This window comes from Falsiroseomonas oleicola, from assembly GCF_019029495.1.
Lineage (GTDB): Bacteria > Pseudomonadota > Alphaproteobacteria > Acetobacterales > Acetobacteraceae > Falsiroseomonas > Falsiroseomonas oleicola.
In genome coordinates this window covers 127,006-153,082 of the sequence record NZ_JAERQM010000007.1, presented here as the reverse complement: position 1 = coordinate 153,082, position 26,077 = coordinate 127,006, and the positions used below count along the sequence as shown (strand labels likewise).

Genomic DNA, 26,077 nt, shown 5'->3' with positions numbered 1-26,077 from the left:
CAACTGTCACCTCGCTGCAACCGGCCTGCCGCCGGGCTTTCGCGCGCCTTCGCTAGAAGGCGGCAACCGAGCCAACAGCCAGGATGCCGCATCATGCCGGACACCCTTCCCAACCTGCCCTACGACCTCGAGGCGGGCGACGAGATCCCCTCCAACACCTCCGCCAACCCGCATTTCACCGAAATCGCCGAGGCGCGCCTCGGCCGCCGCGGGATGCTGATGGGCAGCCTCGGCGCCGCCCTCACCGGCTTCATCGGCGCTGGCGCCGCCCGCCCGGCCGCGGCCCAGGGCGCCGCGCAGGGCCCGGTCATCGGCTTCAAACCGGTGCCGATCAGCCCGAACGACACCGTCGTGGTGCCGGAAGGCTATTCCGTGCAGGTCATCATCCCGCAGGGCACGCCGCTCAGCGGCCAGCCGGCCGGCAAGAGCCTCGGCGAGATGACCGCCGCCGAACAGGCTGCGGCCGTCGGCGCGCATCATGACGGCATGCATTTCTTCCCCATCGAGGGGCGCGAGCCGGATCAGGGGAGCAGCTCCGACGGCTTCCTGGTGCTGAACCACGAATACATCGAGCCGCGCTTCCTGCATGCCCGCGCTGCCGGCATGTCCATCGGCAGCGGCCGCATGCCGCTGGTCGATGGCGGCCGCGATGCGGATGAGGCGCGGAAGGAAATCAACGCGCATGGCGTGTCGATCGTCCGCATCGCCAGGGGTGCCGATGGCGCCTGGGCGGTGAAGGCCGATCCGCGCAACCGCCGCATCACCGGCGCGACGCCGATGGAGATCGCCGGGCCGGTGCGCGGGCATGCGCTGGTCCGCACCCAGTACAGCCCGGATGGCACGCGGGTGCGCGGCACGCTGAACAATTGCGCGCATGGCGTGACGCCCTGGAACACCTACCTGGCCGCCGAGGAGAACTGGGCCGGCTATTTCCGCAACGAGGACCAGCAGGACCAGAAGCCGAACCTGCCGCGCGAACATGCCCGCTACGGCGTGCCGACCGGCCAGGGCCGCTACAACTGGGACCAAGTGCGCGGTGGCGGCGATGAATTCGCCCGCTTCAATGTCTCCACGACCGGGGCCGATGCGACGCAGGACTATCGCAACGAGGTCAATGCCTTCGGCTGGGTTGTCGAGATCGACCCCTGGAACCCGGACAGCACGCCGGTGAAGCGCACCAGCCTCGGCCGCTTCGCGCATGAGGGCGTGGTCTTCGGCCCGGCCCGCGAAGGCCGCCCGGTGGTTGCCTATGCCGGCGACGACTCGGTCAACGAGTACATCTACAAATTCGTCTCGGCCCGCCCCTTCGCCCGCGCCACCGCGAATGGCGGGTTGCTGGATGAGGGCACGCTCTACGTCGCGAAGTTCAACGCCGATGGCAGCGGCGAATGGCTGCCGCTGGTGCAGGGCCAGGGTCCGCTGACCGCGGCCAATGGCTTCGCCGACCAGGGCGAGGTGCTGGTGAACACCCGCCTCGCGGCGGATGCGCTGGGCGCCACCAGGATGGACCGCCCGGAATGGGGCGCCGTCGATCCGCGCGATGGCCGGGTCTATTTCACCCTGACCAACAACACCCGCCGCACGGCCGAACAGGTCGATGCCGCCAACCCGCGCGCGCGAAACCAGTTCGGCCAGATCATCCGCTGGCGCGAGGCGAATGACGACCACGCGGCGACGCGCTTCGCCTGGGACCTGTTCCTGATCGCCGGCCCCGAGTCCGACAGCCGCGTCGCCGGCAATGGCAACCTGACCGCCGACAATATCCTGGCCTGCCCGGACGGGTTGTGGTTCGACGCCGATGGCCGGCTCTGGATCCAGACCGATATCGGCGAGGGGCAGCAGTTGCGCGGCGATCTGGCCACCTTCGGCAACAATGCGATGCTCTGCGCCAACCCGATCACCGGCGAAACCCGCCGCTTCCTGACCGGCCCGAACGGCCAGGAAGTGACCGGCGTGGTGACCACGCCGGACCGCCGGACCATGTTCGTGAACCTCCAGCATCCGGGCGCCACCACCAGCGCGGCGGATTGGGCGGCGGGCAAGGTGAACACCAGCTTCCTGACCGGCGGCGTGCCGCTCTCCGCGACGCTGGTCATCACGAAGAACGACGGCGGCATCATCGGCACCTGATGGTGCCACCGACGCTGAAGGCGGGCCTGCCGGCCGGCCTTCAGCGGGCCGTGCCGAGGCCCTTCACCAGCAGGTCCAGCACCGCGTCCAGCCGCGCGGGCGCGGTTTCATCGGCGGCCTGGTCCCGGACATGGTGCGGGTGGTGGAAGCGCATGGTGGCCTCCAGCAGCAGCACGGCCGTGGCGTCGGGGTCGGCCACCTGCCAATCCCCCGCCGCCGCGCCCTGGCGCAGGATGGTGGCGACATGGCCGCGCAACGTCGCGACATGGGCGGCCACCGCGTCCCGGTGTTCCTCCGCCAGAAGGTGGTAGGCGGCGAACAACTCGGGGTCGCCCAGCACCTTCTGGCGCTTCAGCCCGGCCAGGGTGCGGATGTAGCGGGCCAGCCGCGCAGGGGCCGGGTCTGGGCTGGCGACGATCGGCTCCAGCGGCACCACCACCGCATGCAGCCAGCGCGCCACCACCGCCTCCCGCAGCGCCGCCTTGCTGGGGAAGTGGCGGTAGACATTGCCATGGCTCATGCCCAGGGCGCGGGCGACATCCACCACCGTGGCCTTGGCCGGGCCGTGCCGGCGGATCAACGCCTCCGCCGCATCGAGCATGCGCAGCGCGGCGGGGTCGAGGGTGGTGGAGTCGGTCATCCCATCCTTGTCATGCGGCAGGGCGCTCGCTGTCCAGCATGGCCATATGCTCCGCGGCGTAGCGGGTGCCGGCGACGGCCTCCGCCGGCACCGCCGCCTCCAGCGCGGCCAGGTCCTCCGGCGTCAGCCGCAGCGCCAGCGCGCCCAGCGATTCGGCCAGGCGGGTCGGCGTGCGGGCACCCACCAGCGGGATGATGTGCGGCCCCTGCGCCAGCACCCAGGCGATGGCGAGTTGCGCCGGCGTCGCGCCGCGTTCCTCGGCGACGCCGGCCAGCGCCGCGGCCAGGGCCTGGTTGCGAACGTAATTCGCGCCCTGGAAGCGCGGCGAATGGGCGCGGAAGTCGCCACGGCCCGGGGTGGTGCCGCCCAGCAGCCCGCGTGCCAGCACGCCATAGGGATTGAGCGCGATGCCGAGCTCGGCCAGCACCGGCATGATCTCCGCCTCCGGCCCGCGCGACATCAGCGAATATTCGATCTGCAGCGCCGCGATGGGGTGGGTGGCATGCGCGCGGCGGATGGTGGCCGGACCCATCTCGGACAGGCCGATGTGGCGGACATAGCCGGCGGCCACCAGCTCCGCGATCGCGCCCACCGTCTCCTCGATCGGCACGGCGGGATCGAGGCGGGCGGGCTGGTACAGGTCGATATGGTCGGTGCCGAGGCGCTTCAGCGTATAGGCCAGCGCGGTCTTCACCGCGGCCGGGCGAGTGTCGAAGCCGATGAAGGCACCGGTCGGGTCGCGCTGGGCGCCGAACTTCACCGCCAGGAAGGCGCGGTCGCGGCGGCCGCCCTTCAGCGCCTCGCGCAGCAGCATCTCGTTATGGCCCATGCCGTAGAAATCGCCGGTGTCGAGCCAGGTGATCCCGGCCTCCTGCGCCGCACGGATGGTGGCGATGGAGGTCGCCTCGTCGGCCGGGCCATAGAAGTCGGACATGCCCATGCAGCCGAGGCCGAGGGCGGAGATGCGGGGGCCGTTGGGGCCGAGGTTGCGGTAGTCCATGGGGGTCGCTCCGTCACTTGGTGTGACGGGCAGATAGATCGCACCCTGACGAATAACAATAGACAGATTTTGTCATTTTGTTTCTGGCATCAGCCCGTGACGTAGCTCCGGTAGATGCGCGCGGCCGTGCCATCCGCCTCCAGCCGCGCCATCGCCGCCTGCAATTCCACGATGGGCAGGTCGCGGGGGTCCGGATGGGCGGCGAGCCAGGCGGCAATGGTCTGCAAGGCCGGTCCGGTGCGGACACCGCCGGAGCGGCCGATGGCGGCGAATTGCTGGATGATCTCGGGCTCCGTCGCGTACCAGGCAGCGATCCGGCCCTCGGCCAGGGCCAGCGCCAGGTCCCGTCCCGTCTCCAGCACGACCAGGTTGTCGAAGCCGTTCTGGCGTAGGAAGACCTCCTGCAGCCCGTTGCGCACCACGCCGATGCGGGACAAAGCGCGGGCGCCCGCCAGATCCACCGCGGGCCGGTCGGCCAGGGTGCCCATCGCCTGCGGCACCTCCACCACCTGCGCCACCCAGCGAAACTGCGCCTCCCGCGCCGGGGTGCGGCCGATCGGGCAGAGCAGCGTGCCGGGGGTGCTCCGCGTGCGGTCCACCCCCTCGCCGAAGGTGAGGAAGGTGAAGCGTGGCGTGCGCCCGATGGCCGTGATGGCCTCGGCCAGGATGTCCAGGGTGATGCCGCGCCGCCCTGAGCCGGAGGGGTCGGTGCCCGGGAAGGAGAGCGGCCGGATGTCGGAGGTCACCACCTCCAGCGGCGCGTCGGCCCGCGCCAGCCCCGGCAGGGCCAGCGCGGCGGCGACCAGGCCGCGGCGCGGGAGGAGGGCCGTCATCCGGCGATCAATGCGTCGGCTGCGCGGGCGCGAAAAGCACCCTCTCGCCATGCCGCGTCTCGCTTGGCAGGCAGAGCGCGGCCAGGGCCGGCGCCACCTCCGCCGGCTGGGTCAGTTGCGAAGCGTCCTCGCCCGGCATGGCCTGGGCGCGCAGCCTGGTGGCGACGATGTCCGGGTCGAAGAGGTTCACCCGCAGCGGGGTATTGGCCACTTCCTGCGCCCAGCTCTGCACCAGATGCTCCATGCCGGCCTTGGTGGCGCCGTACATGCCCCAATAGGCCTTGGGCCGCAGCACCCGGCCGGTTGTGACGAAGACGGCACGGCCGGCCTCCGCCGCCCGCAGCGGCGGATCGCAGGACCGGATCAGGCGCCAGGCGGCAGTGAGGTTCACGCCCACGGTCTGCGCCCAGTCCTTCGGGTCGATATGCGCCACCGGGGTCAGCTTGTTCAGCACCCCGGCATTGTGCACCAGGATATCCAGCCGCCCGAAGCGTTCCATGATCGAAGGCCCGATCAGGTCGAGCTGCTTCTCGGCATCCTTGTGCAGATCGAGCGGCAGCAGCGTGGCGCCGCGGCCGGAGACGGCGCGGACCGCGTCATCCGTCTCCTCCAGCCCGCCCTGGGTGCGGGCGATGAGGACGAGCTGCGCACCCATCCGGGCCAGTTCCACCGCCAGCGCGGCGCCGATGCCGCGGGACGCGCCGGTGACCAGGGCAACACGGTCTTGGAGGGGAAGGCTCACGGCGATGTCCTGCTGCTGGGATGGCATGGCGTTGCTGGCCATCTCCTCCCCGTCCCGGGGCCGCGCGTCAATCCATCGGGTGACAAGTGGCGCCGACCGCGCATATCGGCTTCAACAAGGGCGCCGATGCCGGGCCGTGGGGACGATGGGAATGAGGCGTGCCATGATGATCCTCGCCGGGCTGCTCCTCGTCCTGATCCTGGGCGCCGGCGCCTGGCTCTACACGCCCGACCGGCCGCGCGCGGCGCTGGAGGCGGCCTATGCCACGCCACCCTCCGCTTTCCTGGATGTCGCCGGCCTGCGCCTGCATCTGCGCGACACCGGCCCGCGCGATGCGCCCGCCCTGCTGATGCTGCACGGCTTCGGCGCCAGCCTGCACACATGGGAGGATTGGGCGGCGGGGCTGGAGGCGGATTACCGCGTGATCCGCATCGACCTGCCCGGCTTCGGCCTGACCGGCGCCGATCCAAGCGGCGACTACAGCGACGCCCGCGCCCATGCGGTGCTGCTGGCGCTGCTCGACCGCCTCGGCCTGCCGCGCGCGACGCTGATCGGCAGTTCCATGGGCGGGCGGATCGCCTGGGGCTTTGCCGCCGCGCATCCGGACCGGGTGGCGAAGCTGGTGCTGGTCTCGCCGGATGGTTTCGCCTCGCCGGGCTCGGACTATGGCAGGCGCGCCTCGGTGCCGCTGCTGATGCGGGTGCTGCCCTATACGCTGCCACGGGGGATGCTGCGGGGGACGCTCGCCGCCGCCTATGCCGACCCCGCCCGCATGACGGCGGAGGTGGAACAGCGCAGCTACGAGCTGATGCTGGCACCCGGCGTGCGCCAGGCGGTGCTGGACCGCATGGCAGGGCATGTGCTGCCGGACCCGGTGCCGCTGCTCGGCCGGATCACCGCGCCGACGCTGCTGCTCTGGGGCGAGCGGGATGGGATGATCCCGGTGACCAATGCCCAGGACTATCTGGCGGCCCTGCCGGATGCGACGCTGGTGACGCTGCCCGGCATCGGACATGTGCCGCAGGAGGAAGCGCCGCGGGAAACGCTGGTCCCGCTGCGCGACTTCCTGATGCGGTAACCTACCGGTTGGCGACCTGCAGCAGCGGCAGCGGCCGTTCGGAAGGGTCGCCCTGGTCGGTCAGCGCGATGGCGTAGTCGCCGGTGAAGCAGGCGTCGCAATAGGCCGGCGCCTTGGGGTCGCGACCCTCGCGCCCCAGGGCCCGGTACAACCCATCGAGGGAGATGAAGGCCAGGCTGTCGGCGCCGATGATGCGCGCCATCTCCGCCACGTCGTGATTGGCGGCCAGCAGCTTGGAACGCTCCGGCGTGTCGATGCCGTAGAAGCAGGAATGCGTCGTCGGAGGAGAGGAGATGCGCATATGCACCTCCGTCGCCCCGGCCTGCCGCACCATTTCCACGATCTTGCGGCTCGTGGTCCCGCGGACGATGGAATCGTCCACCAGCACGACGCGCTTGCCCTCGATCATGCTGCGATTGGCGCTGTGCTTCAGCTTCACGCCGAGATTGCGGATCTGGTCCGTCGGCTCGATGAAGGTGCGGCCGACATAATGGTTGCGGATGATGCCGAGTTCGAAGGGGACCCCGGCCTCCGAGGCATAGCCCATCGCCGCCGGCACGCCGCTGTCCGGCACGGGCACGATGACATCCGCCTCGACGCCCGATTCCCGGGCGAGTTCGGCGCCGATGCGCTTGCGCGTGTCATAGACCGGCGTGCCCTCCACGATGGAATCCGGCCGGGCGAAGTAGATGTATTCGAAGATGCAGAAACGCGGGCTGGACGGCCGCGCGAAGGGGCGAACGGAACGCACGCCGGCATCGTCGATCAGCACGATCTCCCCGGGCTCGACGTCGCGGACGAAATCGGCGCCGACGATGTCCAACCCACAGGTCTCGCTGGCCAGCACGAAGCCGCCGGTGGCGAGCTTGCCCAGCACCAGCGGCCGCACGCCCAGCGGGTCCCGCGCGCCGATCAGCGCGCCATTGTGCAGCGCCACCAGGGAATAGGCGCCCTGCACCTGCTTCAGTGCATCGATCAGCCGGTCCATCACCGTCGAGTAGAGCGAGATGGCGATGAGATGGATGAACACCTCGGAGTCCGTGGTGGACTGGAACAGGCAGCCACGGCGCACCAGGGCGCGTTTCAGCACATGGGCATTGGTCAGGTTGCCGTTATGCGCCACGGCGAAGCCGCCGAATTCGAAATCGGCATAGAGCGGCTGCACATTGCGCAGTGCCGTCTCGCCGGTGGTGGCGTAGCGGTTGTGGCCCAGCGCGGCATGGCCGGGCAGGGCCGCGATCACCGCCGCGTCGCCAAAATTGTCGCCGACCAGCCCGCGACCCTTATGGGCGTGGAACTGACCCTGGGCGGCGAGGGAGACGATGCCCGCCGCCTCCTGCCCCCGGTGCTGCAAGGCGTGCAGGCCGAGCGCCGTGAGGGCTGCTGCATCGCTGCTGCCCCAAACGCCGACGACTCCGCATTCCTCATGCGGGTGGTCGTCGTCGCCAATGTCCCACTGGCTGGCAAACGGGGCCTGATCCATGCGCATCCTTCAGATCCGGCTGCGCGCGGGGGGGCGAAGCAGCTGGTCCATGCTCGGTTCCTGACGTCCCGCGCCTTCCGGCAGACGCGGGCGGAACTCCTCGGGCAATTGAGCCACAATCCAGGCCGCCCCCTGCGCCGCGAGGGGCAGGGAACGGGCCTGACGAACCGGATCCGGCCAGCGATCACTGTCCGGCAACACCAGGCCTGCCACGATATAGGCGATCACAACCACGAAAGCACCCCGCGCGAGGCCGAAGACCAACCCAAGCACGCGATCCACGCCACCCAGGGCCGAGCGCTGCACATGGCCGGCCAGCCAGGCGATCAGCAGCTTCAGGACCACCAGCACCACCAGGAACACGCCACCCACCGCGAGGCCCGTGGCAAGCCAGGGTGGATCGACATGCTCGGCGATCAGCGGCGTCACCTGCGGCTCCGCCATTATGGCCAGCACGATGGCGCCGGCCCAGGCGCCCACGCCCAGCACTTCCCGCACCAGGCCACGAAAATACGCCAGCACTGCCGAGAGCAGCAGCAGCGCGAGGATGATGGCATCGACCCAGGTCATTGGCGGAGCCTATAGCGGGCAAGGCGGCGGGTGTCATGCGCCCAACCCGGGCCGCACATCACACCCCGTTCCATTCCCGGAACCAGGTGACGAATTTCGGAATGCCCACGGAAAGCGGCGTGGTCGGGGCGAAGCCGCACAGGGCCTGGATGGCGGAGATATCGGCGAAGGTCTCCTCCACATCCGCCACCGGGCGCGGCGCGTCGATGATGGTCGCGCGGCGGCCGAGCCCTTCCTCCAGCAGCCGCACCAGGGTCATCACCCGTTCCGACCGATGGTTGCCGATGTTCAGCAGGCGGGCGCGGTCCCCCGCCCCGGGCGGATGCGGCAGGCAGCCGATCACGCCCTGCACGATATCGTCGACATAGGTGAAGTCGCGCTTGAGCTCCCCGCCCTCATACAGCGTGATGGGCTCGCCCGCCGCGATCGCCTTGGCAAAACTGTAATAGGCCATGTCCGGCCGGCCCCAGGGGCCATAGACGGTGAAGAAGCGCAGCCCGGTCTGCGGCAGGCCGTAGAGATGGCTATAGGCCTGGCCGATCAGCTCATCCGCCCGCTTGGTCGCGGCGTAGAGGGAGACCGGCAGTTCCACCGCATCCGTCTCCCGGAACGGCAGCCGGGTATTGCCGCCATAGACGGAGGAGGAGGAGGCATAGACCAGATGGCGCAGCTTCGGCATGCGCCGCGCCGCTTCCAGCATCACCACATGCCCCATGACGTTGGAGGCGACATAGGCATAGGGATCGACCATGGAATACCGAACCCCGGCCTGGGCGGCCAGGTGGATCACCTCCGTGATCCCGTCGAATTCCGGCGCCAGGGCGGCGAAGAACGCCTCCCGGTCGGCCAGGTCCAGCCGCAGGAAGTGGAAATCGGGCGACAGCCTCAGCCGGGCCAGCCGCGCCTCCTTCAACGCCACACTGTAGTAGCTGTTGACGTTGTCCACGCCCACTACGCGTTCCCCGCGCGCCAGCAGCGCCGCCGCCACATGCGACCCGACGAAGCCCGCGACGCCCGTGACGAGGATCGTCATCCGGTCCCTGTTCCCTGCCAAAAGCTGGTTACCGCGCGTCTTGGCGGGTGCCGTCAAGCCTCGCCGGTGCGTTCCGGATCATTCTTCGGGCCGCGCTTGACCGTGCGCGCCGCGAAGCCGGCGACCAGATCGGCCAGATGGCCGGTTTCCTCCAGCTTCAGGCCGGGGATGGCGGGGGGCGTGGCGCTGCCACGCGCCACGCGCCGCGGCAGGGTGGCGGCGGTGAAGCCGAGCTTCTGGGCCTCCCGCAGCCGCGTTTCCGCCTGGCTGACCTGGCGCACCTCACCGGAGAGGCCGACCTCGCCGAAATAGACGGCGCCCGGGTCGGTCGGCCGGTCGGTGGCGGCGGAGATCAGGGCGGCGGCCACGGCCAGGTCCGCGGCGGGCTCGACGATGCGCAGCCCGCCGGCGACGTTCAGATAGACGTCGTTCATGCCGACCCCCATGCCGCAGCGCGTTTCCAGCACCGCCAGCAGCATCGCCAGCCGGCCGGAATCCCAGCCCACCACCTGCCGCCTGGGACTGCCGCCGGCACTGGGCGAGAGCAGGCACTGCACCTCCACCAGCACCGGCCGCGTGCCCTCGATTCCGGCGAAGACCGCGCTGCCCGAGACATTGCCGCGGCGTTCCGCCAGGAACAGAGCGGAGGGGTTGGCCACCTCCACCAATCCGCGCTCCGTCATCTCGAAGACGCCGATCTCATCGGTGGCGCCGTAGCGGTTCTTCACCGCCCGCAAGATGCGGAACTGGTGGCCACGATCGCCTTCGAAATACAGCGTGGCGTCGACCATGTGTTCCAGCACCCGGGGGCCGGCCAGCGTGCCTTCCTTCGTCACATGGCCAACCAGCACGATGGCGAAGCCGCGCGCCTTGGCCAGGCGAATCAGCTCCGCCGCGCAGGCGCGCACCTGGCTGACGGTGCCGGGCGCGGAATCCAGCGCATCGAGCCAGACGGTCTGGATGGAATCGATGATGACCAGGGCGACATCGCCCTCCCCCTCCAGGCTGGCGACGATGTCGCGCAGGCTGGTGGCGGCGGCGAGGCCCATGGGGCTGTCGGTCAGGCCGAGGCGCGCGGCGCGCAGCCGCACCTGCTCCACCGCCTCCTCGCCGGAGATGTACAGGCTGCGGCGGCCGGTGCTGGCGATGCGGGCCGCGGCCTGGAGCAGGATGGTGGACTTGCCGATGCCCGGATCACCGCCGACCAGCACGGCGGAGGCCGGCACCAGCCCGCCGCCCAGCACGCGATCCAGCTCCGCGATGCCGGTCAGGATGCGCGCCGGCGGGGCCGACTTGCCCTTGAGGCCGACGAATTCCACCCGCCGCCCCCCCACCGCCTTGGCGGCCGGGCCGGGGCCGCGGGCCTCGGCGACTTCCTCGGACAGGGTGTTCCATTCGCCGCAGCCATCGCAGCGGCCCTGCCATTTCGGGAAGGCGGCGCCGCAGGCCTGGCAGACGAAGCGGGTGACGGGCTTGGCCATGGGTCAGCCCGCGACCTGGGAAACCGACGGGGCGGGACGCCCCGACCAGCGCAGCCGCCAGACCGCCCCCTGCGCCGGGGACTGCACCGCATGCGGCCAGAGCGCCACCAGGCAGGTGCCGCCGGCATCGCGCACGGAGGGGTAGAGGATGCCGTTATGCCCTTCCGCCATCACGGCGGCCGCGAGCGCATTGCCGGCCGGGTAGCCGATGGCCGGGTCCGGGTGCAGGCAGGCCGGCGGGGGTGTCGCCTCCCGCAGGTCGAGGAAGGCGCCGGCGAAGGCCGCATGCATCTCCACGTAATCCACCTCCGCTTCAAAGACCCCGGTTTCGGCCAGATGGCCGGTCAGATGATGCGTCACCTCCGCCAGCGCGGTGCGGACGGCAAGCGCCGCATACCAGGCGCCGCGTTCCGGCCCGTTGAAGCGGTTCAGCCCGCGCGGCCGCGCATAGGCGAAGGCGGCATTGACGAAGGCGGCATGCGGCACGCGCGCCACCAGATCCTCCGGCGGCAGACCCGGACGCAGGCCCATGGCGGCCTGCTGCCGGGCGCTGGTCGCGCCTTCCAGCGCGGCCAGCAGGTCCAGCTCCTCCGCCGTATCGACCAGGGCGCGCAGCACGGATTCCCGCAGCCGGGCCGTGGTGACCAGGCGGATGGTGCGCGGCAGGGCCTCCGTGCGGACCGGAAAGCCCGTCACAAGCCGCCGCGCATGGCGTCCACATGGCGCCGTACCTCGATCAGACGGGGGATGCCGCCCTCGATCATGGCGGCGACCGGCGAGAGCCCGCCAAACAGCGGGTTGCGGTTGGGCAGGCGCGGCCAGCGATCCGCCATGCCATCCGCAAAGAGCAGGTGCAGCGCCTTGAACACGCCGATCAGGGCGGAGGCGCGGGTGAGCTGGTCCTGCGATAGCGTGCTCGCCCAGCGCCCGGCCCGCATCCGGTCCCAGGTGGTGGTGGAGACGCCGAGCAGCGCCGCCGCTTCCTGCCCCGTCAGCCCCCAGGCCTCCGCCAGACGCAGCAGCGCCTTCAGGGCGACGGGGGTGAAACGCCCCCGCTCCGCCTCCGTGGCGAAACCCGGCGGGATGGGCGGGGATGGGATGAAAGGCAGGATCTGCATGGCTGGCTCCATCTGATGCCGAAGATGGCACCAGATGGGGCGATATTCAAGTTTTGTTCCCGGGACGACCGACTACCGCCGCAACTCCATCTGGATCGGCCCCTCACGCTCCCCGCGCGCGAACTGGTCCACCATGGCATTGCCTGTATCGCCCAGGCTCTGCGCCCCACCGCGCCAGATGATCTGGCCCTTATGGATCATCGCCGCGTCGTCGCCGATGCGCCGTGCGCTGGCCATGTCATGCGTGATGCTGACCGCCGTGGCGCCCAGGCGCTTCACGCAGTCCACGATCAGCCCGTCGATCACCGCGCCCATGATCGGGTCGAGGCCCGTGGTCGGCTCGTCGAAGAAGATGATGTCAGGCTCGGCGGCGATGGCCCGCGCCAGGCCGACGCGCTTCTGCATGCCGCCCGAAAGCTCGGCCGGCGACAGGTCGCCGACGCTGGCGGCCAGGCCCACCTGGGCCAGCACCTCCGCCGCCTTGTCGCGGGCGGCGCGGCGGCTGATGCGGTTCTGGGCGAGCAGCTTGAAGCAGACATTCTCCCAGACCGGCAGGCTGTCGAACAGCGCGCCATTCTGGAACAGCATGCCGATGCGGTCGTTGACGAGTTCCCGCTCCCGCCTGGAGAGGGTTGCGACATTCCGGCCGTCGATCTCGATCAGCCCCGCATCGGGCGGGATCAGCCCCAGGATGCATTTCAGCGTGACGGACTTGCCGGAGCCCGACCCGCCCAGGATCACCATGGAATGGCCGGCCCGGATATCCAGGTCCACGCCATCCAGCACCTGCTTCGCGCCAAAGGCCTTGCGCAGGCCTCGCAGGCGGATCTTCGGAACGTCGCTCGTCACAGCGGGCTGTGCGTCACTCATCGGCTGAACAACACCGCGGTCAGCACATAGTCCAGCGCCAGGATCAGGATGGAGGAGGCGACGACGGCCGAGGTCGTGGCCCGCCCCACGCCCTGCGCCCCGCCGCCCGACTGATAGCCGGACCAGCAGCCCATCAGCGTGATGACGAAGCCGAAGACCGCCGCCTTGATGAGGCCGGAGACCACATCCGCCACCTGGAGGAAGTCGAAGGTGGCCTTGAGATAGGCGCCCGAGCCGAAGCCGAGTTGCTGCGTGCCGATCAGCCAGCCGCCCATCACGCCCAACGTATCCGCCACGATCACCAGCAACGGCAGCGCCAGCGTGCCGGCCAGCAGCCGCGGCGCCACCAGGTATTTCATCGGGTTGGTGGACAGGGTGGAGAGCGCGTCGATCTGGTCCGTCACCCGCATCGTGCCGATTTCGGCGGCGAAGGCCGCGCCGATGCGCCCGGCCACCATCAGACCGGCCAGCACCGGGCCGAGTTCGCGGGTGATGGACAGCACCACCACATTCGCCACCGCGCCCTCCGCATTGAATCGCGCAAAACCGGTATAGGATTGCAGGGCCAGCACCATGCCGGTGAAGACCGCGGTCAGCGCCACCACGGGCAGGCTGAACCAGGCGATCTCGATGAAGGCCTTCAGGAACAGCCGGCCATAGAAGGGCGGCCGCAGCAGATGGCTGATCGCCTCCGCCGCGAAGAGCGCGATGGCGCCGACGCTGCGCAACAGGCCGAGCACGGCCCGGCCGAGCGCGGCGACGGGATCGAGGAGGCGGTCCACCAAGGTGCTGGCCAAGGCCTCAGGCGCCGCCGACATGGGCGCGCAGATAGCGCGGGCCAAGGGCGGTCAGCACCTCATAGCCGATGGTGCCGCAGCGCGCGGCGATATCGTCAGGCGTATTGCCCGGCCCGCCGACCAGCATCAGCCGGTCGCCAGGGCGCATTTCAGGAAACTCGGTCGCGTCGAACGTTGTCAAATCCATCGAGATCCGGCCTATGAGCGGCACGGCTCGGCCCTGGAAAAGCGCCAGGGACCGGCCGGACAGGCTGCGAAGGTAGCCATCGGCATAGCCCGCCGCAACGGTGGCGACCCGCAACCTGCCGTGCGCAGTGTAACCGGCGCCGTAACCCACCGTGGTGCCGGCCGCGATCTCCCGGATCTGGAGCACCGGCACCTCCAGCGTCACCACCTGCCGCATCGGGTTCGCCACCCCCGGCGTCGGGTTGATGCCATAAAGCGCGCAGCCCGGCCGGGCGAGGTCGGAGCGATAGGCCGGGCCAAGAAAAAGCCCGGAGGAATTGGCGAAGCTGCGCGGCACGCCCGGCGCGATACGGGCGGCCGCCTCGGCGAAGCGCGCGGCCTGGGCGGCGTTCAGCGGATGCGCCGGCTCATCGGCGCAGGCCAGGTGGGTCATCACGAAGCGCAGGTCGAGGCCCGTGAGGCGCGAACGGTCGGCCGCCAGCGCCGCCTGTTCCGCCGCATCCAGCCCGAGGCGGGACATGCCCGTGTCGAGATGCAGCAGCGCCGGGCGCGGCCTACCCTCGGCGCGGCCGGCCGCCGCATGGGCCGCGACATCGCCCAGGCTGTTCAGCACCGGCATCAGCCCGGCCTGTTCATCGGCGCCGGGCGGAAAGCCGTTCAGCACGATGATCTCCGGCCCGGCGCCGAGGCCGGCCCGCAGCACAAACCCCTCCGTCAGATGCGCCACGAAGAAGGTCCGGCAGCCGGCCGCCAGCAGCGCGCGGGCCACCGGCACCGCACCCAGCCCATAGCCATCGGCCTTCACCACCCCGGCGCAGGGGGCGCCGTGCCGGGCGCCAAGGTCGCGCCAATTCGCCACGATCGCATCCAGCTCGATGCGCAGCACCCCCTGCCCGGCCGCCGCCTCGCCCATGTTCACAGATCCTGCCGATAGACGATGAAGCCCGAGCGTTCCGCCACCTGGTCATACAGCCGCATGGCGACCGCATTGGTCTCATGCGTGTGCCAATAGACCCGCCGCGCCCCGGCGGCCCGCGCGCGGGCATAGACGCCCTCGATCAACGCCCGGCCGATGCCCCGGCCCCGGATGTCCGGCGCGGCGAACAGGTCCTGGAGGTAGCAGGTGGCGCCCGGCATGCCGGTGTTGCGGTGGAAGATGAGATGGGCCAGCCCGACCAGACGGCCGTCCAGCTCCGCCACCAGCGCCTCCATCGGCTCCAGCCCGTCGAAGAAGCGCGCCCAGGCCAGTTCGGTGACGGCGGCCGCCGGAGCGGTATCCCCGGCCCTGCCGTAGAAGGCGTTGTAACCCTCCCACAACGGCAGCCACTGGGCAAAATCCCCCGGCGCCGCGGGCCGGACCAGCAGGGGTTCAGTCCCCATAGCCGGCGTCGTAATGGGTATCCAGGTCGCCGAACCGGGTGAACTCGGCCTCGAAGAACAGGCGGATTGTGCCGGTGGGGCCGTGGCGCTGCTTGGCGATGATGAGTTCCGCCTTGTTATGGGCGTCCTCCATATCCTTCTGCCACTTCTCCATCGCCTCGGTGAATTTCTGCGGGTTGTCGAAGCTGAGCTCCTTCGGCTGCCGCTGCTGCAGGTAGTATTCGTCGCGATAGATGAACATGACCACGTCGGCATCCTGCTCGATCGAGCCGGATTCGCGCAGGTCCGACAACTGCGGCCGCTTGTCCTCCCGCTGCTCCACGGCGCGGGAGAGCTGGGACAAGGCGATGACCGGCACCGACAATTCCTTGGCGATGGCCTTCAGCCCCTGAGTGATCTGGCTGATTTCCTGCACCCGGTTCTCCGGCTTGCTGCCCGCCGCGGGCCGCATGAGCTGGAGGTAGTCGACGATGATGAGGTTCAGACCCTTGGTCCGCTGCAAGCGCCGGCACCGGGTCCGCAGCGCCGAGATGGTGATGGCCGGCGTGTCGTCGATATAGAGCGGCAGCGCCTGCAATTCCCGGCTGACCTCCAGGAACTTGTCGAAGTCGCGCTGGCTGATCTCGCCGCGGCGGATGCGGTCGCCCGAGATCCGGCTTTCCTCCGACAGCAGACGCGTGGCGAGCTGGTCGCAGGACATTTCCAGCGAGAAGATGGCGACGCCGCCGCGCGGGATGGCGTTGGGGTCCTTCTCCCGCGCCTCCCGCAACACAGCCCGGGCAGCGCCGAAGGCCAGCTTCACCGCCAGCGCCGTCTTGCCCATGCCGGGTCGGCCCGCGAGGATCAGAAGGTCCGAAGGGTGCAAGCCGCCGAGCTTGGCGTCCACATCCCGCAGCCCGGTCGGCAGGCCGGCCACGCCGCCCGGATTGGAGAACGCCTTCTCCGCATGCTGCACGGCCGTCGACAAGGCGCGTTCGAAGGAGACAAAGCCGCCGCCGGATTCGCCGGCCCGCGACAAGTCGAACAGCGCCTGCTCGGCGCTTTCCATCTGAAGCTTGCCGTCGAGGTCCGAATCCGCCCCGAAGGCGCGGTTCACCATCACCTCGCCCAGGTCCAGCAACTGCCGGCGCAACCAGGCGTCGTGAATGACGCGGCCATACTCACCGGCATTGATGATGCCGACCATCGCGGTCAACAACTGGCCCAGATAGGCCGGGCCACCGACATCATCCAGCAGGCCCGAATGCTCGAACTCCGCCCGCAGCGTCACCGCATCGGCCAACTGCCCGGCCTCGATGCGCCGCTGGATGGCGGTGAAGATGCGGCCATGCACCGCATCGGCGAAATGGTCGGCCGCCAGGAACTCGGAAACCCGCTCATAGGCCTTGTTGTTGGCGAGCAACGCGCCGAGCAGCGCCTGCTCGGCCTCCAGATTGGCAGGCGGCAGCCGCTGCGAGAGACCAAGAAGACCCTCACCACCAAAGCCGGCGGAGGGGGAGGCGGAAACCGAGCCGAACGTGTTCATCCCCCCATCCTACCCCGCCCCCCGAGTCGCGCGCGCCCCCACCAGCCTGTGGATCACTGTGGATAACGGGGGTGGTTTTCCAGCCGGGGTGTCTGGCGTTGGCAGGGAGGGCTCCGCCCTCCCCGCACCCCACCCGCCAAGGGGCAGTGGCCCCTTGGAACCCATTGATTCATGAGTGGAAATGGAGAGGGGGCCAGAGGAGCCGCTTGTTCAGCGGTCCTGCTGGCCCCCTCTCCATTTCCACTCAAGGTCCCGTGGTCCAGGAGGCCACTGCCTCCTGGTGGGGGGTGCAGGGGGGCAAAGCCCCTCTGCAAATCGCCCGGACCTCCCCGGCCGAAGCCGCCCCCGTAACCCGCGGTGGGGTCTTCAGTCGCGGTCGGCGGCGGCGCCGAGTTCGGCCAGTTCGGCGGCCAGTTCGGCTTCCAGGCTTTCTTCCTCGGCCTGGTCGGCGGCGCGCAGGTCTTCGCCGCGGGCCTGCTTCTCGGCTTCCTCGACCGAGCGGGCGACGTTCACGCCGACCTCGATCACGACTTCCGGATGCAGCGCGACGCGCACCGGGGTCAGGCCGAGCAGCTTGATCGGCTGTTCCAGCAGGATCTGGTTGCGCTCCAGCGTCAGGCCGCTGCCCTTGCAGGCGTCGGCGATGTCGCGGCCGGAGACGGAGCCGTAGAGGCCGCCGCTTTCGCCCGCCGAGCGGATGATGACGACGGTCAGGCCGTGCACGCGCTCGGCCACCCGCTCCGCTTCCTCGCGGCGCTTCAGGTTCTGGGCTTCGAGCTGGACGCGCTCACGCTCGAAACGCGCGAGGTTGTCCTTGTTCGCGCGGATCGCCTTGCCCTGGGGCAGCAGGAAATTGCGCGCATAGCCGGGGCGGACCGTGACCAGCTCGCCCATCTGGCCAAGCTTTTCGACCCGCTGCATCAGGATGACTTCGATCATGGCTGCACCGTTCAGCTTCGGGGGGGCGCAGCGCGCCGGGCCCGTGTTCCATTGAGAATGTCGTAGAAGCCGTAGCCCGCGACGCCAAGCGCCACTGGCACGGACAGAATCAGCAGCGCCGCATAGGCGCCACCCAGCAGGAAGGCGCGGCCCCGCAGCGCCACGCTGGCGCGATGCAGGCCGGCGAGCCCGTGCAGGAAGACCGGCACCAGCAGCACCAGCAGCACGGAGAGGGTGACGGCATCGCCGCCTTCCTCCGCCGCCAGCCAGAAGCCGGCGGCGACCGCCGGCAGGATGGGGTACCAGCCCGGCAGCCGGGCCTCGCGCCAGGATGGCGCGGCGGCGATGACCTTGGCCCGCACCAGCAGGGAGGCGGCGGCGGCGGCATTCACCAGCAGCGCCAGCGCCACCCAGAAGCCAATCGCCGCGGCCTTGATCCGCACCAGTTCCTCGACCAGCCCGTCATGCGCCGGCAGGCCCATGCGTTGCAGCCCGACCTCCGCCGCCTGTCGCATGGCCCCTTCCAGCCCGCCGGGCGCATCGCCCAGCAGGAAGGCCGCCATCAGCACGCCGATGGCCGGGATCACGCCGAGCAGCGCGAAGGGCAGGTCCAGCCGGCCGTCATGTCCCCGGGCCAGCACCAGCGCTGCGGCGGGAACGCCGAACAGCGCCAGGAACAGGCCAAGGCCGAGCGAGTTGCCCAGCACCAGCAGGACCAGGCTGGCCACGGCCAGCGCCGCCAGCGCCGCGAAGGCGCCAAAGCCGATGCCGGCCAGGAACAGGGGCATGGCGGTGAGCCAGAGCGCGAAGGCCCCGCCCGGTAGCCCGCGAAAGGCCCAGAGCGCCAGCACCGCTGACGCCAGGCCCGCCGCGCCGGCCGCGAGCAGGCGCGGATCGGCGGCGATGCCGCGACCCTCCCCCATCCCGCGATCCAGGCCGTCCGCCATCATCCTGTGTCCCGCGCCCTTGTCAGTCGTTGATGACGTAGGGCAGCAGCGCAAGGAAGCGGGCGCGCTTGATGGCATTCGCCAGTTCGCGCTGCTTCTTGGCGGAGACCGCCGTGATGCGGCTCGGCACGATCTTGCCGCGCTCGCTCAGGAAGCGGGACAGCAGGCGCACGTCCTTGTAGTCGATCTTCGGCGCGTTCGGGCCGGAGAAGGGGCAGGACTTGCGGCGGCGGTAGAACGGCCGGCGCGCGCCCACGGCGGGGCGGCGCTGGGCGGGGTTCAGGGCGACGTCTTCGTTACGGTCGGACATGATGGATTACTCCTCGCCCCCGGGGCCCATATCGAGTTCGTCGCGCGGACGGGCGCGGAATTCCTCGCGGTCGTCACGCTCGCGGCCACCGGTGCGGCCGGAGCTGAAGCGGCCGGCCGGGCGCGGGCCGCGGAAGCCGCGCTCACGCTCACGGTCGTCGGAGCGGCGGGCCAGGATGGCCGACGGCGCGTCGTCGATCGCCTCGATGCGCAGCGTCAGGCTGCGCAGCACGTCCTCGTTCAGGCCAAGCTGGCGCTCGACCTCAAGCAGGGCGGTGGGGGTCGAATCCAGGCCCAGCAGCATGTAGTGGGCCTTGCGGTTCTTCTTGATGCGGTAGGCGAGGCCACGGAGGCCCCAATATTCCCGCTTCTTGATCTCGCCGCCGCTCATTTCAGTGAGGGTCGCCTGCACCTGGTCGGCGATCGCCTCGACCTGGGCCTGCGTGATGTCACTGCGTGCCAACAGCACGCATTCATACAAGGGCATCCGGTTCCCTCCGGCTGTCTCAGCCCAGCGGCCCCGGGCACCATGCCTGGAACACGCACGAACGGGCATAGCCAGGACCGATGCCTCGGGTCCCGGCAGGGGAGCGCGGCGTAAAGCACGGCGGGGGGTGTGGGGGCAAGCGGATTCAGCGGCGGGCGGCGCTGGACCCTTGACGCCCGACCCGCGACCGCCCTAGGCCGCCCGACCGCCACAGACAGAATCGCACGGACCCAAAAAAATGGCGCTCGCCTTCACCTTCCCCGGCCAGGGTAGCCAGGCCCCCGGCATGGGCCGCGACCTCGCAGCGGCCTTCCCCGCGGCCCGCGAAGTGTTCCAGGAGGTGGACGAGACCCTGAAGCAGAAGCTGTCGAAGCTGATGTTCGAAGGTCCAGCGGAAGACCTGACCCTGACCACCAATGCCCAGCCGGCGCTGATGGCCGTGTCGCTGGCCGTGCTGCGGGTGCTGGAGGTCGAGGGCGGCTTCGTGCTGAAGGACCGCGTCGCCCTGGTGGCCGGCCATTCGCTCGGCGAGTACGCCGCGCTCGCCGCCGCCGGCGCCTTCGACCTGTCGACCACCGCCCGGCTGCTGCGGCTGCGCGGCGATTCGATGCAGCAGGCGGTGCCCGCCGGCATCGGCGCCATGGCCGCCCTGCTGGGCGCGGAGCCCGAGCAGGCGCAGGCGATCTGCGACGCCGCCGCCGAGGACCCGCTGACCAAGGCGCGGGAGGTGGTGCAGATCGCCAATGACAATGGCGGCGGCCAGATCGTGATCTCCGGCCATGCCGGCGCGGTGGAACGCGCCATGGAGGCGTCGAAGGCGGCCGGCGTGAAGCGCGCCATGAAGCTGCCGGTCTCCGCCCCCTTCCACTCCGCCCTGATGGCCCCGGCCGCCGATGTGATGGCGGAGGCCCTGGGCGCGGCCACCATGCGGGCGCCGCTGGTCCCCCTGGTGGCCAATGTCTCCGCCGCCAAGGCCACCGACCCGGTGGAAATCCGCGACCTGCTGGTGCGCCAGGTGACCGGCACGGTGCGCTGGCGCGAATGCATCCTGGCCATGGCCGGCATGGGCTGCGACCGCTTTGTCGAGATCGGCTCCGGCAAGGTCCTCACCGGGCTGATGAAGCGCCTGGCGCCCGAGGCCACGGCCAGCGCCATCGGCACGCCCTCCGATATCGAAGCCTTCCTGAAGTCGCTGTGACCCACTGGTTCGACCTCACCTCCCAGCCCAGCGCGGAGGAGGAGAAGGCGGCGCGGGATGCCCTCTGGGCGCATAACGGCGAGGCCGGCTATCCGCGGGACCGCAAGGGGCTTTCGGTGCTGCTGCGGGATGCGACCGGGCAGGTGGTCGGCGGGCTGGTGGGCGCCACCGGCTGGGGCTGGCTCTATGTCGAGAACCTGGCGGTCCCGCCGCCGCTGCGGGGCGCCGGCTGGGGAAGCAGGCTGATGGGCGCGGCGGAGGCCGAGGCCCGGCGGCGTGGCTGCACCGGTATCCGGCTCGATACCTATACTTTTCAGGCACGTGGCTTCTACGAGAAGCTTGGCTTTGGCGTCGTCGGCCAGATCGAGGACTGCCCGCCGGGGCATACCCGCTTCACCATGACCAAGCGGCTGGATCGACCCGAGCCGCTCGCCACGCCCTGGCCGGACGCGAGCACGCCGCGCGTGACCATCACGGAAACCACGGCGCAGGCCGATCCGGTGATCCCGGTGCTGGTCGCCGGCCTGACCGCCCATGCCGCGCCGCATGCCGGCCGGTCCACCCCCGAGAACTTCAATCTGGTGGTGCGCCTGCCCGGGGACGCCGCGCCGGTCGGCGGGCTGAATGGCAGCTTTTTCTACGGCTGGATGTACATCAACCTGTTCCACCTGCCGGAAGCGCTGCGTGGCCAGGGCCTCGGCCGTGCCCTGATGCGGCAAGCGGAAGCGGCGGCCCGCGCCCGCGGCTGCACCGGCATCTGGCTGGACACCCTCAGCTTCCAGGCGCGGCCTTTCTACGAATCCCTCGGCTACCGGGTCTTCGGCAGCCTCGATGACTGCCCGCCCGGCCATAGCCGGCACTACCTCATGAAGCGCCTCACGGACGGAGAAGCCTGATGTTCGACCTCACCGGCAAGGTGGCCCTCGTCACCGGCGCCACCGGCGGCATCGGCGCCGCCATCGCCACCGCCCTGCATGCGCAAGGCGCCAAGGTGGCCATCTCCGGGCGGCGGGAGGCGGAGCTGGCCGCCCTGGCCGGGACGCTCGGGGACCGGGTGCTGGTCGCCCCGGCCGACCTCGCCGACCCGGCGGCGCCCGCGGCGCTGATCGAGACGGTGGAGGCCGGGCTCGGCGGCTTCGACATCCTGGTGAACAATGCCGGCTTCACGCGCGACATGCTGGCGCTGCGCATGGGCGATGCCGACTGGAACGCGGTGCTGGAGGTGGACCTGACGGCCCCCTTCCGCCTGGCCCGCGCCGCGCTGCGGGGGATGATGAAGCGCCGATCGGGGCGAATCATCTCCATCGCCAGCATCGTCGGCGTGACGGGCAATGCCGGCCAGGCCAATTACGCCGCCGCCAAGGCCGGGCTGATCGGCATGAGCAAGTCGCTCGCCCAGGAAGTGGCGACGCGCGGCGTGACGGTGAATGTGGTGGCGCCAGGCTTCGTGAAGACGGCGATGACCGATGCCCTGCCGGAGGCGGCCCGCACCGCGCTGCTGACCCGCATCCCGACGCAGCGCATGGGCACGCCGGAGGATGTGGCCGGCGCGGTCGCCTATCTCGCCAGCGCCGAGGCCGCCTGGGTCACCGGCCAGACCATCCATGTGAATGGCGGGATGGCGATGATCTGACCGGCCGGGTTGCGGCCCTGGGTTGCGACCTCGGGTTGCGACCTTGGCGCCGCAAACCGGTGAAAATCGCCCCTGGGCGCTTCGCGCGGCTTGCGCGGCGGCGGCGCCTAGGCCAAGTGACGCTTCCATGTTAAGCCGCGCCGCCCCGGACCCGAAATCACGGGATTCCAGGCTCCGGGCGGCCAGACACGCACGGCACGACCAGCAGGAGACATCGCGGGATGAGCGACACCGCCGACAAGGTGAAGAAGATCGTTGTGGAGCACCTCGGCGTCGAGGAATCCAAGGTGACCACCGAGGCGTCGTTCATCGACGATCTGGGCGCGGACAGCCTGGACACGGTCGAGCTGGTGATGGCCTTCGAGGAAGCCTTCGGGGTCGAGATCCCGGACGACGCCGCCGAGAAGATCACGACCGTCAAGGACGCGATCGACTACATCGAGAAGCAGAAATCCGCCTGATTTCGACGGATTGACGAGTAGATAGGGGAAGCAGCGGTGTTCGGTCATCTCGTTGCGCCGCGGCGCGTTGTCGTCACGGGCATGGGTATCGCGTGCCCGCTGGGAGTTGGCGTCGAAAACGTCTGGAAGCGCATGCTCGCCGGCGAAAGCGGGCTGGCGGCGATCCAGAATTTCGATGTCAGCGCGCTTCCGGCCAAGATCGCGGGCCAGGTGCCCGTCGGCACCAGGGCCGAGGGCAAGCTCGACATCAATGAGTGGATCCCGGTCAAGGACCAGAAGAAGATGGACCGCTTCATCCAGCTCGCGCTGGTGGCGGCCACGGACGCGGTCGAGGACAGCGGCTGGAATCCTGGCGAGGACCAGGAGGAGGAGCGCTGCCGCACCGGCGTGATGATCGGCTCCGGCATTGGCGGCCTGCCGACCATCTACGAAGCCTCCATGCTGATCCAGCAGGGCAAGACGCGGCGGATCTCGCCCTTCTTCATCCCCTCCGCGCTGATCAACCTGGCCTCCGGCCATGTCTCCATCAAATACGGCTTCAAGGGTCCGAACCACGCCGTGGTCACGGCCTGCGCCACCGGCGTGCATGCGCTGGGCGATGCGGCGCGGCTGATCGCGCTGAATGACGCCGATGTCATGGTCGCCGGCGGCGCCGAGGCCGCGGTGGCGGAGATCGGCATGGCGGGCTTCTGCGCCTCCCGTGCCTTGTCCACCGCCTTCAACGACGACCCGACCAAGGGCAGCCGCCCCTGGGACCGCGACCGCGACGGCTTCGTCATGGGCGAGGGTGCCGGCGTGGTGGTGCTGGAGGAGCTGGAACATGCCAAGGCGCGCGGCGCCAAGATCTATGCCGAGGTGATCGGCTACGGCATGTCGGGCGACGCCTATCACATCACGGCACCGACCGAGGATGGCGACGGCGCCTTCCGCGCCATGCGCGCCGCGCTGAAATCCGCCAGCCTGACCCCGGCCGACATCCAGTACGTCAACGCGCATGGCACCTCCACGCCGATGGGCGACGACCTGGAACTGCAGGCGGTGGAGCGGCTGTGGGGGGATGAGGCGAAGAACCTCGCCATGTCCTCCACCAAGTCCGCCATCGGCCATCTGCTGGGCGCGGCGGGCGCAGTGGAAGGGATTTTCTCCATCCTGGCGATCCGCGACGGCGTCGCGCCGCCGACCCTGAACCTGCACAACCCCTCCCGCGAAAGCGCGATCGACCGGGTGGCGCTGGAAGCGCAGCCGCGGAAGATCGACACGGTGCTCTCCAACAGTTTTGGGTTCGGCGGCACCAACGCCAGCATCATCTTCCGCCGGGCGGGCTGAACACCCCGCCAGCCGCCTTGCCATGGGCGGCTGGCGAGGCCAGTCATAGGCCATGCGCCGTCTCATCGCCCTTCTGCTTCTCCTGCTCATCCTCGGCGCTGGCGCCGGGGGAGCCTTCTGGTATGCCCGGCAGCAATGGGAGGCGCCCGGCCCCCTCGCCGCCCCGGCCCAGATCGTGGTGCCGCGCGGCGGCACGACGGCCATCGCCGAGGCTCTGGCGGAACGCGGCGTCATCGCCCAGCCGCTGTATTTCCTCGCCGCCACCTGGCTGACCCGGACCGAGGGGCCGCTGCGCGCCGCCGAATTCCAGTTTCCCGCCCGCGCCAGCCTGCGCGATGTGCTGAACGTGCTGCGCGACGGTCGCCCGGTGCAGCGACGCCTGACCATTCCGGAAGGCCTGACCGCGCAGCAGATCGCCCGGCTGGTGGAGCAGGCGGAGGGCCTGGTTGGCGACCTGCCCACCTTCGCCGAGGGCGAGATCCTGCCCGAGACCTACGCCTATCAATGGGGTGACAATCGCGGCGCCCTGCTGCGCCGGGCGAAGCAGGCCATGGACCAGGCCCTGGCCGAGGCCTGGGCCGCGCGCGCACCCAACCTGCCCCTGCAATCGCCACGGGAAGCCCTGATCCTGGCCAGCATCGTCGAGCGTGAAACCGGCCAGCGGGAGGAACGCGCCCGCGTCGCCGGCGTCTTCATCAACCGCCTGCGCCGCGGCATGCCGCTGCAATCCGACCCCACCGCGGCCTATGCCGCCGCCGATGGCGGGGTGCTGGACCGGGCGCTGACCCGGGCCGACCTGGACCGCGACCATCCCTTCAACACCTACCGCATCCGCGGCCTGCCGCCGGCGCCCATCGCCAGCCCGGGATTGGCCGCGCTGCGCGCCGTGATGCGGCCGGAAGCCACGGACTACCTGTATTTCGTCGCCGACGGCACCGGCGGCCACGCCTTCGGCCGCACGCTGGAGGAGCACAACCGCAACGTGGCGCGGTGGCGGGAGATCGAGAGGTCCCGCGCGCCCCAGCGATGAACCCCCCGGCGCTGCTCAGCGGCCCGGCCCTGTGGTGGCGGCTGCTGGTGATCGGCGGGCTCTGGGGCAGTTCCTTCCCGCTGCTGCGGCTGATCGCGGCGGAGATGTCGCCCTTTGCCCTGGCCGCCGTGCGGGGCGGCTTCGCGGCGCTCGCGGTGCTGGCCTTCCTGGCGGCCAGCGGACAGTTGAAGGGTCCGATCCGGCGCTATGCGATCCCGGCGCTGGTGCTGGGCACCTGCAATGGCTGGGTGCCCAACCTGCTGACCGCCTTCGCGCTGGGTCATATCCAGGCGGCGCCGGCGGCGCTGATCCATGCCGGCACGCCGCTGCTGGTGGCGCTGATCGCCTTCGTGGTGCTGCGGGAGGAACGGCCTGGGCCGCGCGGCCTGGCGGGGTTGCTGCTGGGCTTTGGCGGCATCGCGGTGATCCTGGGGCCGGATGCGCTGGCGGGCGGGGCGAGCTTCACCGGCGGGCTGATGATCGTCGTCTCCGGCGTCTTCTACGCGCTGGGCACCGTCTATGCCCGCAAGGCGCGGATCGGCGCGGCGCCGCAGATCGTGCTGGGGCAGCAGGTGGTGGCGGGGCTGGTGGCGGGCGGGCTGTCGCTGCCGCTCGGCGGGGTCGAATCCTACGCCCAGCCGGCCTGGGTCTATGGCGTGCTGGCGCTGCTGGGCGTCGTCACCTCCGCCTTGCCGCTGACCATGTTCCTGCGGCTGCTGGCCCGGGCGCGCGTCACCGATGCCTCCATGGTCGGCTATATCCAGCCGCCCTTCGCCGCCGGGGTGGGGGCGCTGCTGCTGGGGGAATGGCCCTCGCCGCTGGTGCTGGTGGGCGGCGCCATCGTGCTGGCCGGGGTGTGGCTCGCCACCTCCCGCCGCTGA

At 70.4% G+C, this 26,077-nt stretch carries 28 protein-coding genes; 9 read left to right on the top strand and 19 right to left on the bottom strand.

All coding sequences use genetic code 11. The features are described from left to right. Positions 1-93 precede the first annotated feature (93 nt). A complete protein-coding gene (locus JJQ90_RS21430) occupies positions 94-2,130 on the top strand; it encodes a PhoX family protein (RefSeq protein ID WP_216878311.1) in 2,037 nt (678 codons plus the stop codon). 40 nt (positions 2,131-2,170) lie between these two features. On the opposite strand, the gene JJQ90_RS21425 is transcribed toward JJQ90_RS21430, so the two are convergent. The 4 genes from JJQ90_RS21425 to JJQ90_RS21410 all read right to left on the bottom strand — a co-directional run bounded on the left by JJQ90_RS21425 (position 2,171) and on the right by JJQ90_RS21410 (position 5,372). Continuing rightward, positions 2,171-2,770 (bottom strand): TetR family transcriptional regulator, encoded by a 600-nt coding sequence (locus tag JJQ90_RS21425; protein WP_216878310.1) that lies wholly within the window; start codon positions 2,768-2,770, stop codon positions 2,171-2,173. Positions 2,771-2,780: 10 nt separating this feature from the next. Continuing rightward, on the bottom strand, positions 2,781-3,770 hold the full coding sequence (locus JJQ90_RS21420) for an aldo/keto reductase (RefSeq protein WP_216878309.1): 990 nt from the start codon (positions 3,768-3,770) through the stop codon (positions 2,781-2,783). Between the two features lie 89 nt (positions 3,771-3,859). Then, on the bottom strand, positions 3,860-4,603 hold the full coding sequence (locus JJQ90_RS21415) for a substrate-binding periplasmic protein (protein ID WP_216878308.1): 744 nt from the start codon (positions 4,601-4,603) through the stop codon (positions 3,860-3,862). A 7-nt stretch (positions 4,604-4,610) separates the two neighbouring features. Next, the gene (locus JJQ90_RS21410) at positions 4,611-5,372 is read right to left on the bottom strand and encodes an SDR family NAD(P)-dependent oxidoreductase (RefSeq protein ID WP_216878462.1); all 762 of its coding nucleotides are present in this window, start codon (positions 5,370-5,372) and stop codon (positions 4,611-4,613) included. A gap of 136 nt (positions 5,373-5,508) precedes the next feature. On the opposite strand from JJQ90_RS21410, the gene JJQ90_RS21405 reads away from it, so the two are divergent. Then, positions 5,509-6,423, top strand: coding sequence for an alpha/beta fold hydrolase (locus JJQ90_RS21405; RefSeq protein ID WP_230410876.1), 915 nt, complete (start codon positions 5,509-5,511; stop codon positions 6,421-6,423). A gap of 1 nt (position 6,424) precedes the next feature. Here JJQ90_RS21405 and purF read toward each other — a convergent pair whose 3' ends face one another. From purF to rpsF, 15 genes are all read right to left on the bottom strand, one after another. Next, a complete protein-coding gene (gene purF, locus JJQ90_RS21400; RefSeq protein WP_230410875.1) occupies positions 6,425-7,906 on the bottom strand; it encodes an amidophosphoribosyltransferase in 1,482 nt (493 codons plus the stop codon). 9 nt (positions 7,907-7,915) lie between these two features. Further along, positions 7,916-8,476 (bottom strand): CvpA family protein, encoded by a 561-nt coding sequence (locus JJQ90_RS21395; RefSeq protein WP_216878305.1) that lies wholly within the window; start codon positions 8,474-8,476, stop codon positions 7,916-7,918. A gap of 58 nt (positions 8,477-8,534) precedes the next feature. Further along, positions 8,535-9,509 carry an NAD-dependent epimerase/dehydratase family protein gene (locus JJQ90_RS21390; RefSeq protein WP_216878304.1) on the bottom strand — a complete coding sequence of 325 codons (975 nt, stop codon included), beginning with the start codon at positions 9,507-9,509 and terminating at the stop codon, positions 8,535-8,537. A 53-nt stretch (positions 9,510-9,562) separates the two neighbouring features. After that, positions 9,563-10,990, bottom strand: coding sequence for a DNA repair protein RadA (gene radA, locus JJQ90_RS21385; RefSeq protein WP_216878303.1), 1,428 nt, complete (start codon positions 10,988-10,990; stop codon positions 9,563-9,565). Positions 10,991-10,993: 3 nt separating this feature from the next. Further along, positions 10,994-11,686 (bottom strand): RES family NAD+ phosphorylase, encoded by a 693-nt coding sequence (locus tag JJQ90_RS21380; RefSeq protein WP_216878302.1) that lies wholly within the window; start codon positions 11,684-11,686, stop codon positions 10,994-10,996. Next, entirely contained in the window at positions 11,683-12,108 is a 426-nt protein-coding gene (locus JJQ90_RS21375) for an antitoxin Xre-like helix-turn-helix domain-containing protein (RefSeq protein ID WP_216878301.1), read from the bottom strand. The genes JJQ90_RS21380 and JJQ90_RS21375 overlap by 4 nt, the downstream gene beginning before the upstream one ends. A 72-nt stretch (positions 12,109-12,180) precedes the next feature. Beyond that, a complete protein-coding gene (locus JJQ90_RS21370; RefSeq protein WP_216878300.1) occupies positions 12,181-12,978 on the bottom strand; it encodes an ABC transporter ATP-binding protein in 798 nt (265 codons plus the stop codon). Next, positions 12,975-13,760 (bottom strand): MlaE family ABC transporter permease, encoded by a 786-nt coding sequence (locus JJQ90_RS21365; protein WP_216878461.1) that lies wholly within the window; start codon positions 13,758-13,760, stop codon positions 12,975-12,977. Before JJQ90_RS21365 ends, JJQ90_RS21370 begins: the two co-directional genes overlap by 4 nt. A 19-nt stretch (positions 13,761-13,779) precedes the next feature. Beyond that, positions 13,780-14,874, bottom strand: a complete 1,095-nt coding sequence (gene alr, locus JJQ90_RS21360) for an alanine racemase (protein ID WP_216878299.1) — start codon at positions 14,872-14,874, stop codon at positions 13,780-13,782. A gap of 2 nt (positions 14,875-14,876) precedes the next feature. Further along, the gene (locus tag JJQ90_RS21355) at positions 14,877-15,341 is read right to left on the bottom strand and encodes a GNAT family N-acetyltransferase (RefSeq protein ID WP_230410873.1); all 465 of its coding nucleotides are present in this window, start codon (positions 15,339-15,341) and stop codon (positions 14,877-14,879) included. Further along, positions 15,331-16,866, bottom strand: a complete 1,536-nt coding sequence (locus JJQ90_RS21350) for a replicative DNA helicase (protein WP_216878298.1) — start codon at positions 16,864-16,866, stop codon at positions 15,331-15,333. The genes JJQ90_RS21355 and JJQ90_RS21350 overlap by 11 nt, the downstream gene beginning before the upstream one ends. A 366-nt stretch (positions 16,867-17,232) precedes the next feature. Beyond that, the gene (gene rplI / locus JJQ90_RS21345) at positions 17,233-17,805 is read right to left on the bottom strand and encodes a 50S ribosomal protein L9 (RefSeq protein ID WP_216878297.1); all 573 of its coding nucleotides are present in this window, start codon (positions 17,803-17,805) and stop codon (positions 17,233-17,235) included. Between the two features lie 11 nt (positions 17,806-17,816). Continuing rightward, a complete protein-coding gene (locus JJQ90_RS21340) occupies positions 17,817-18,752 on the bottom strand; it encodes a hypothetical protein (RefSeq protein WP_216878296.1) in 936 nt (311 codons plus the stop codon). Positions 18,753-18,774: 22 nt separating this feature from the next. Beyond that, positions 18,775-19,062, bottom strand: coding sequence for a 30S ribosomal protein S18 (rpsR, locus tag JJQ90_RS21335; RefSeq protein WP_216878295.1), 288 nt, complete (start codon positions 19,060-19,062; stop codon positions 18,775-18,777). A gap of 6 nt (positions 19,063-19,068) precedes the next feature. Next, positions 19,069-19,548, bottom strand: coding sequence for a 30S ribosomal protein S6 (rpsF, locus tag JJQ90_RS21330; protein ID WP_216878294.1), 480 nt, complete (start codon positions 19,546-19,548; stop codon positions 19,069-19,071). A gap of 238 nt (positions 19,549-19,786) precedes the next feature. Here rpsF and fabD point away from each other — a divergent pair, with 238 nt between their 5' ends. The 7 genes from fabD to JJQ90_RS21295 all read left to right on the top strand — a co-directional run bounded on the left by fabD (position 19,787) and on the right by JJQ90_RS21295 (position 26,077). Continuing rightward, the gene (gene fabD, locus JJQ90_RS21325; protein ID WP_216878293.1) at positions 19,787-20,746 is read left to right on the top strand and encodes an ACP S-malonyltransferase; all 960 of its coding nucleotides are present in this window, start codon (positions 19,787-19,789) and stop codon (positions 20,744-20,746) included. Next, positions 20,743-21,642: a GNAT family N-acetyltransferase gene (locus tag JJQ90_RS27535; RefSeq protein ID WP_216878292.1), complete on the top strand. Its 900-nt coding sequence runs from the start codon at positions 20,743-20,745 to the stop codon at positions 21,640-21,642. Before fabD ends, JJQ90_RS27535 begins: the two co-directional genes overlap by 4 nt. After that, a complete protein-coding gene (gene fabG / locus JJQ90_RS21315; protein WP_216878291.1) occupies positions 21,642-22,379 on the top strand; it encodes a 3-oxoacyl-[acyl-carrier-protein] reductase in 738 nt (245 codons plus the stop codon). The genes JJQ90_RS27535 and fabG overlap by 1 nt, the downstream gene beginning before the upstream one ends. Positions 22,380-22,600: 221 nt before the next feature. After that, the gene (locus JJQ90_RS21310) at positions 22,601-22,840 is read left to right on the top strand and encodes an acyl carrier protein (RefSeq protein WP_092963667.1); all 240 of its coding nucleotides are present in this window, start codon (positions 22,601-22,603) and stop codon (positions 22,838-22,840) included. 36 nt (positions 22,841-22,876) lie between these two features. Continuing rightward, on the top strand, positions 22,877-24,166 hold the full coding sequence (gene fabF / locus JJQ90_RS21305) for a beta-ketoacyl-ACP synthase II (protein ID WP_216878290.1): 1,290 nt from the start codon (positions 22,877-22,879) through the stop codon (positions 24,164-24,166). A gap of 52 nt (positions 24,167-24,218) precedes the next feature. Beyond that, on the top strand, positions 24,219-25,196 hold the full coding sequence (gene mltG / locus JJQ90_RS21300; protein WP_216878289.1) for an endolytic transglycosylase MltG: 978 nt from the start codon (positions 24,219-24,221) through the stop codon (positions 25,194-25,196). Further along, the gene (locus JJQ90_RS21295; RefSeq protein WP_216878288.1) at positions 25,193-26,077 is read left to right on the top strand and encodes a DMT family transporter; all 885 of its coding nucleotides are present in this window, start codon (positions 25,193-25,195) and stop codon (positions 26,075-26,077) included. The genes mltG and JJQ90_RS21295 overlap by 4 nt, the downstream gene beginning before the upstream one ends.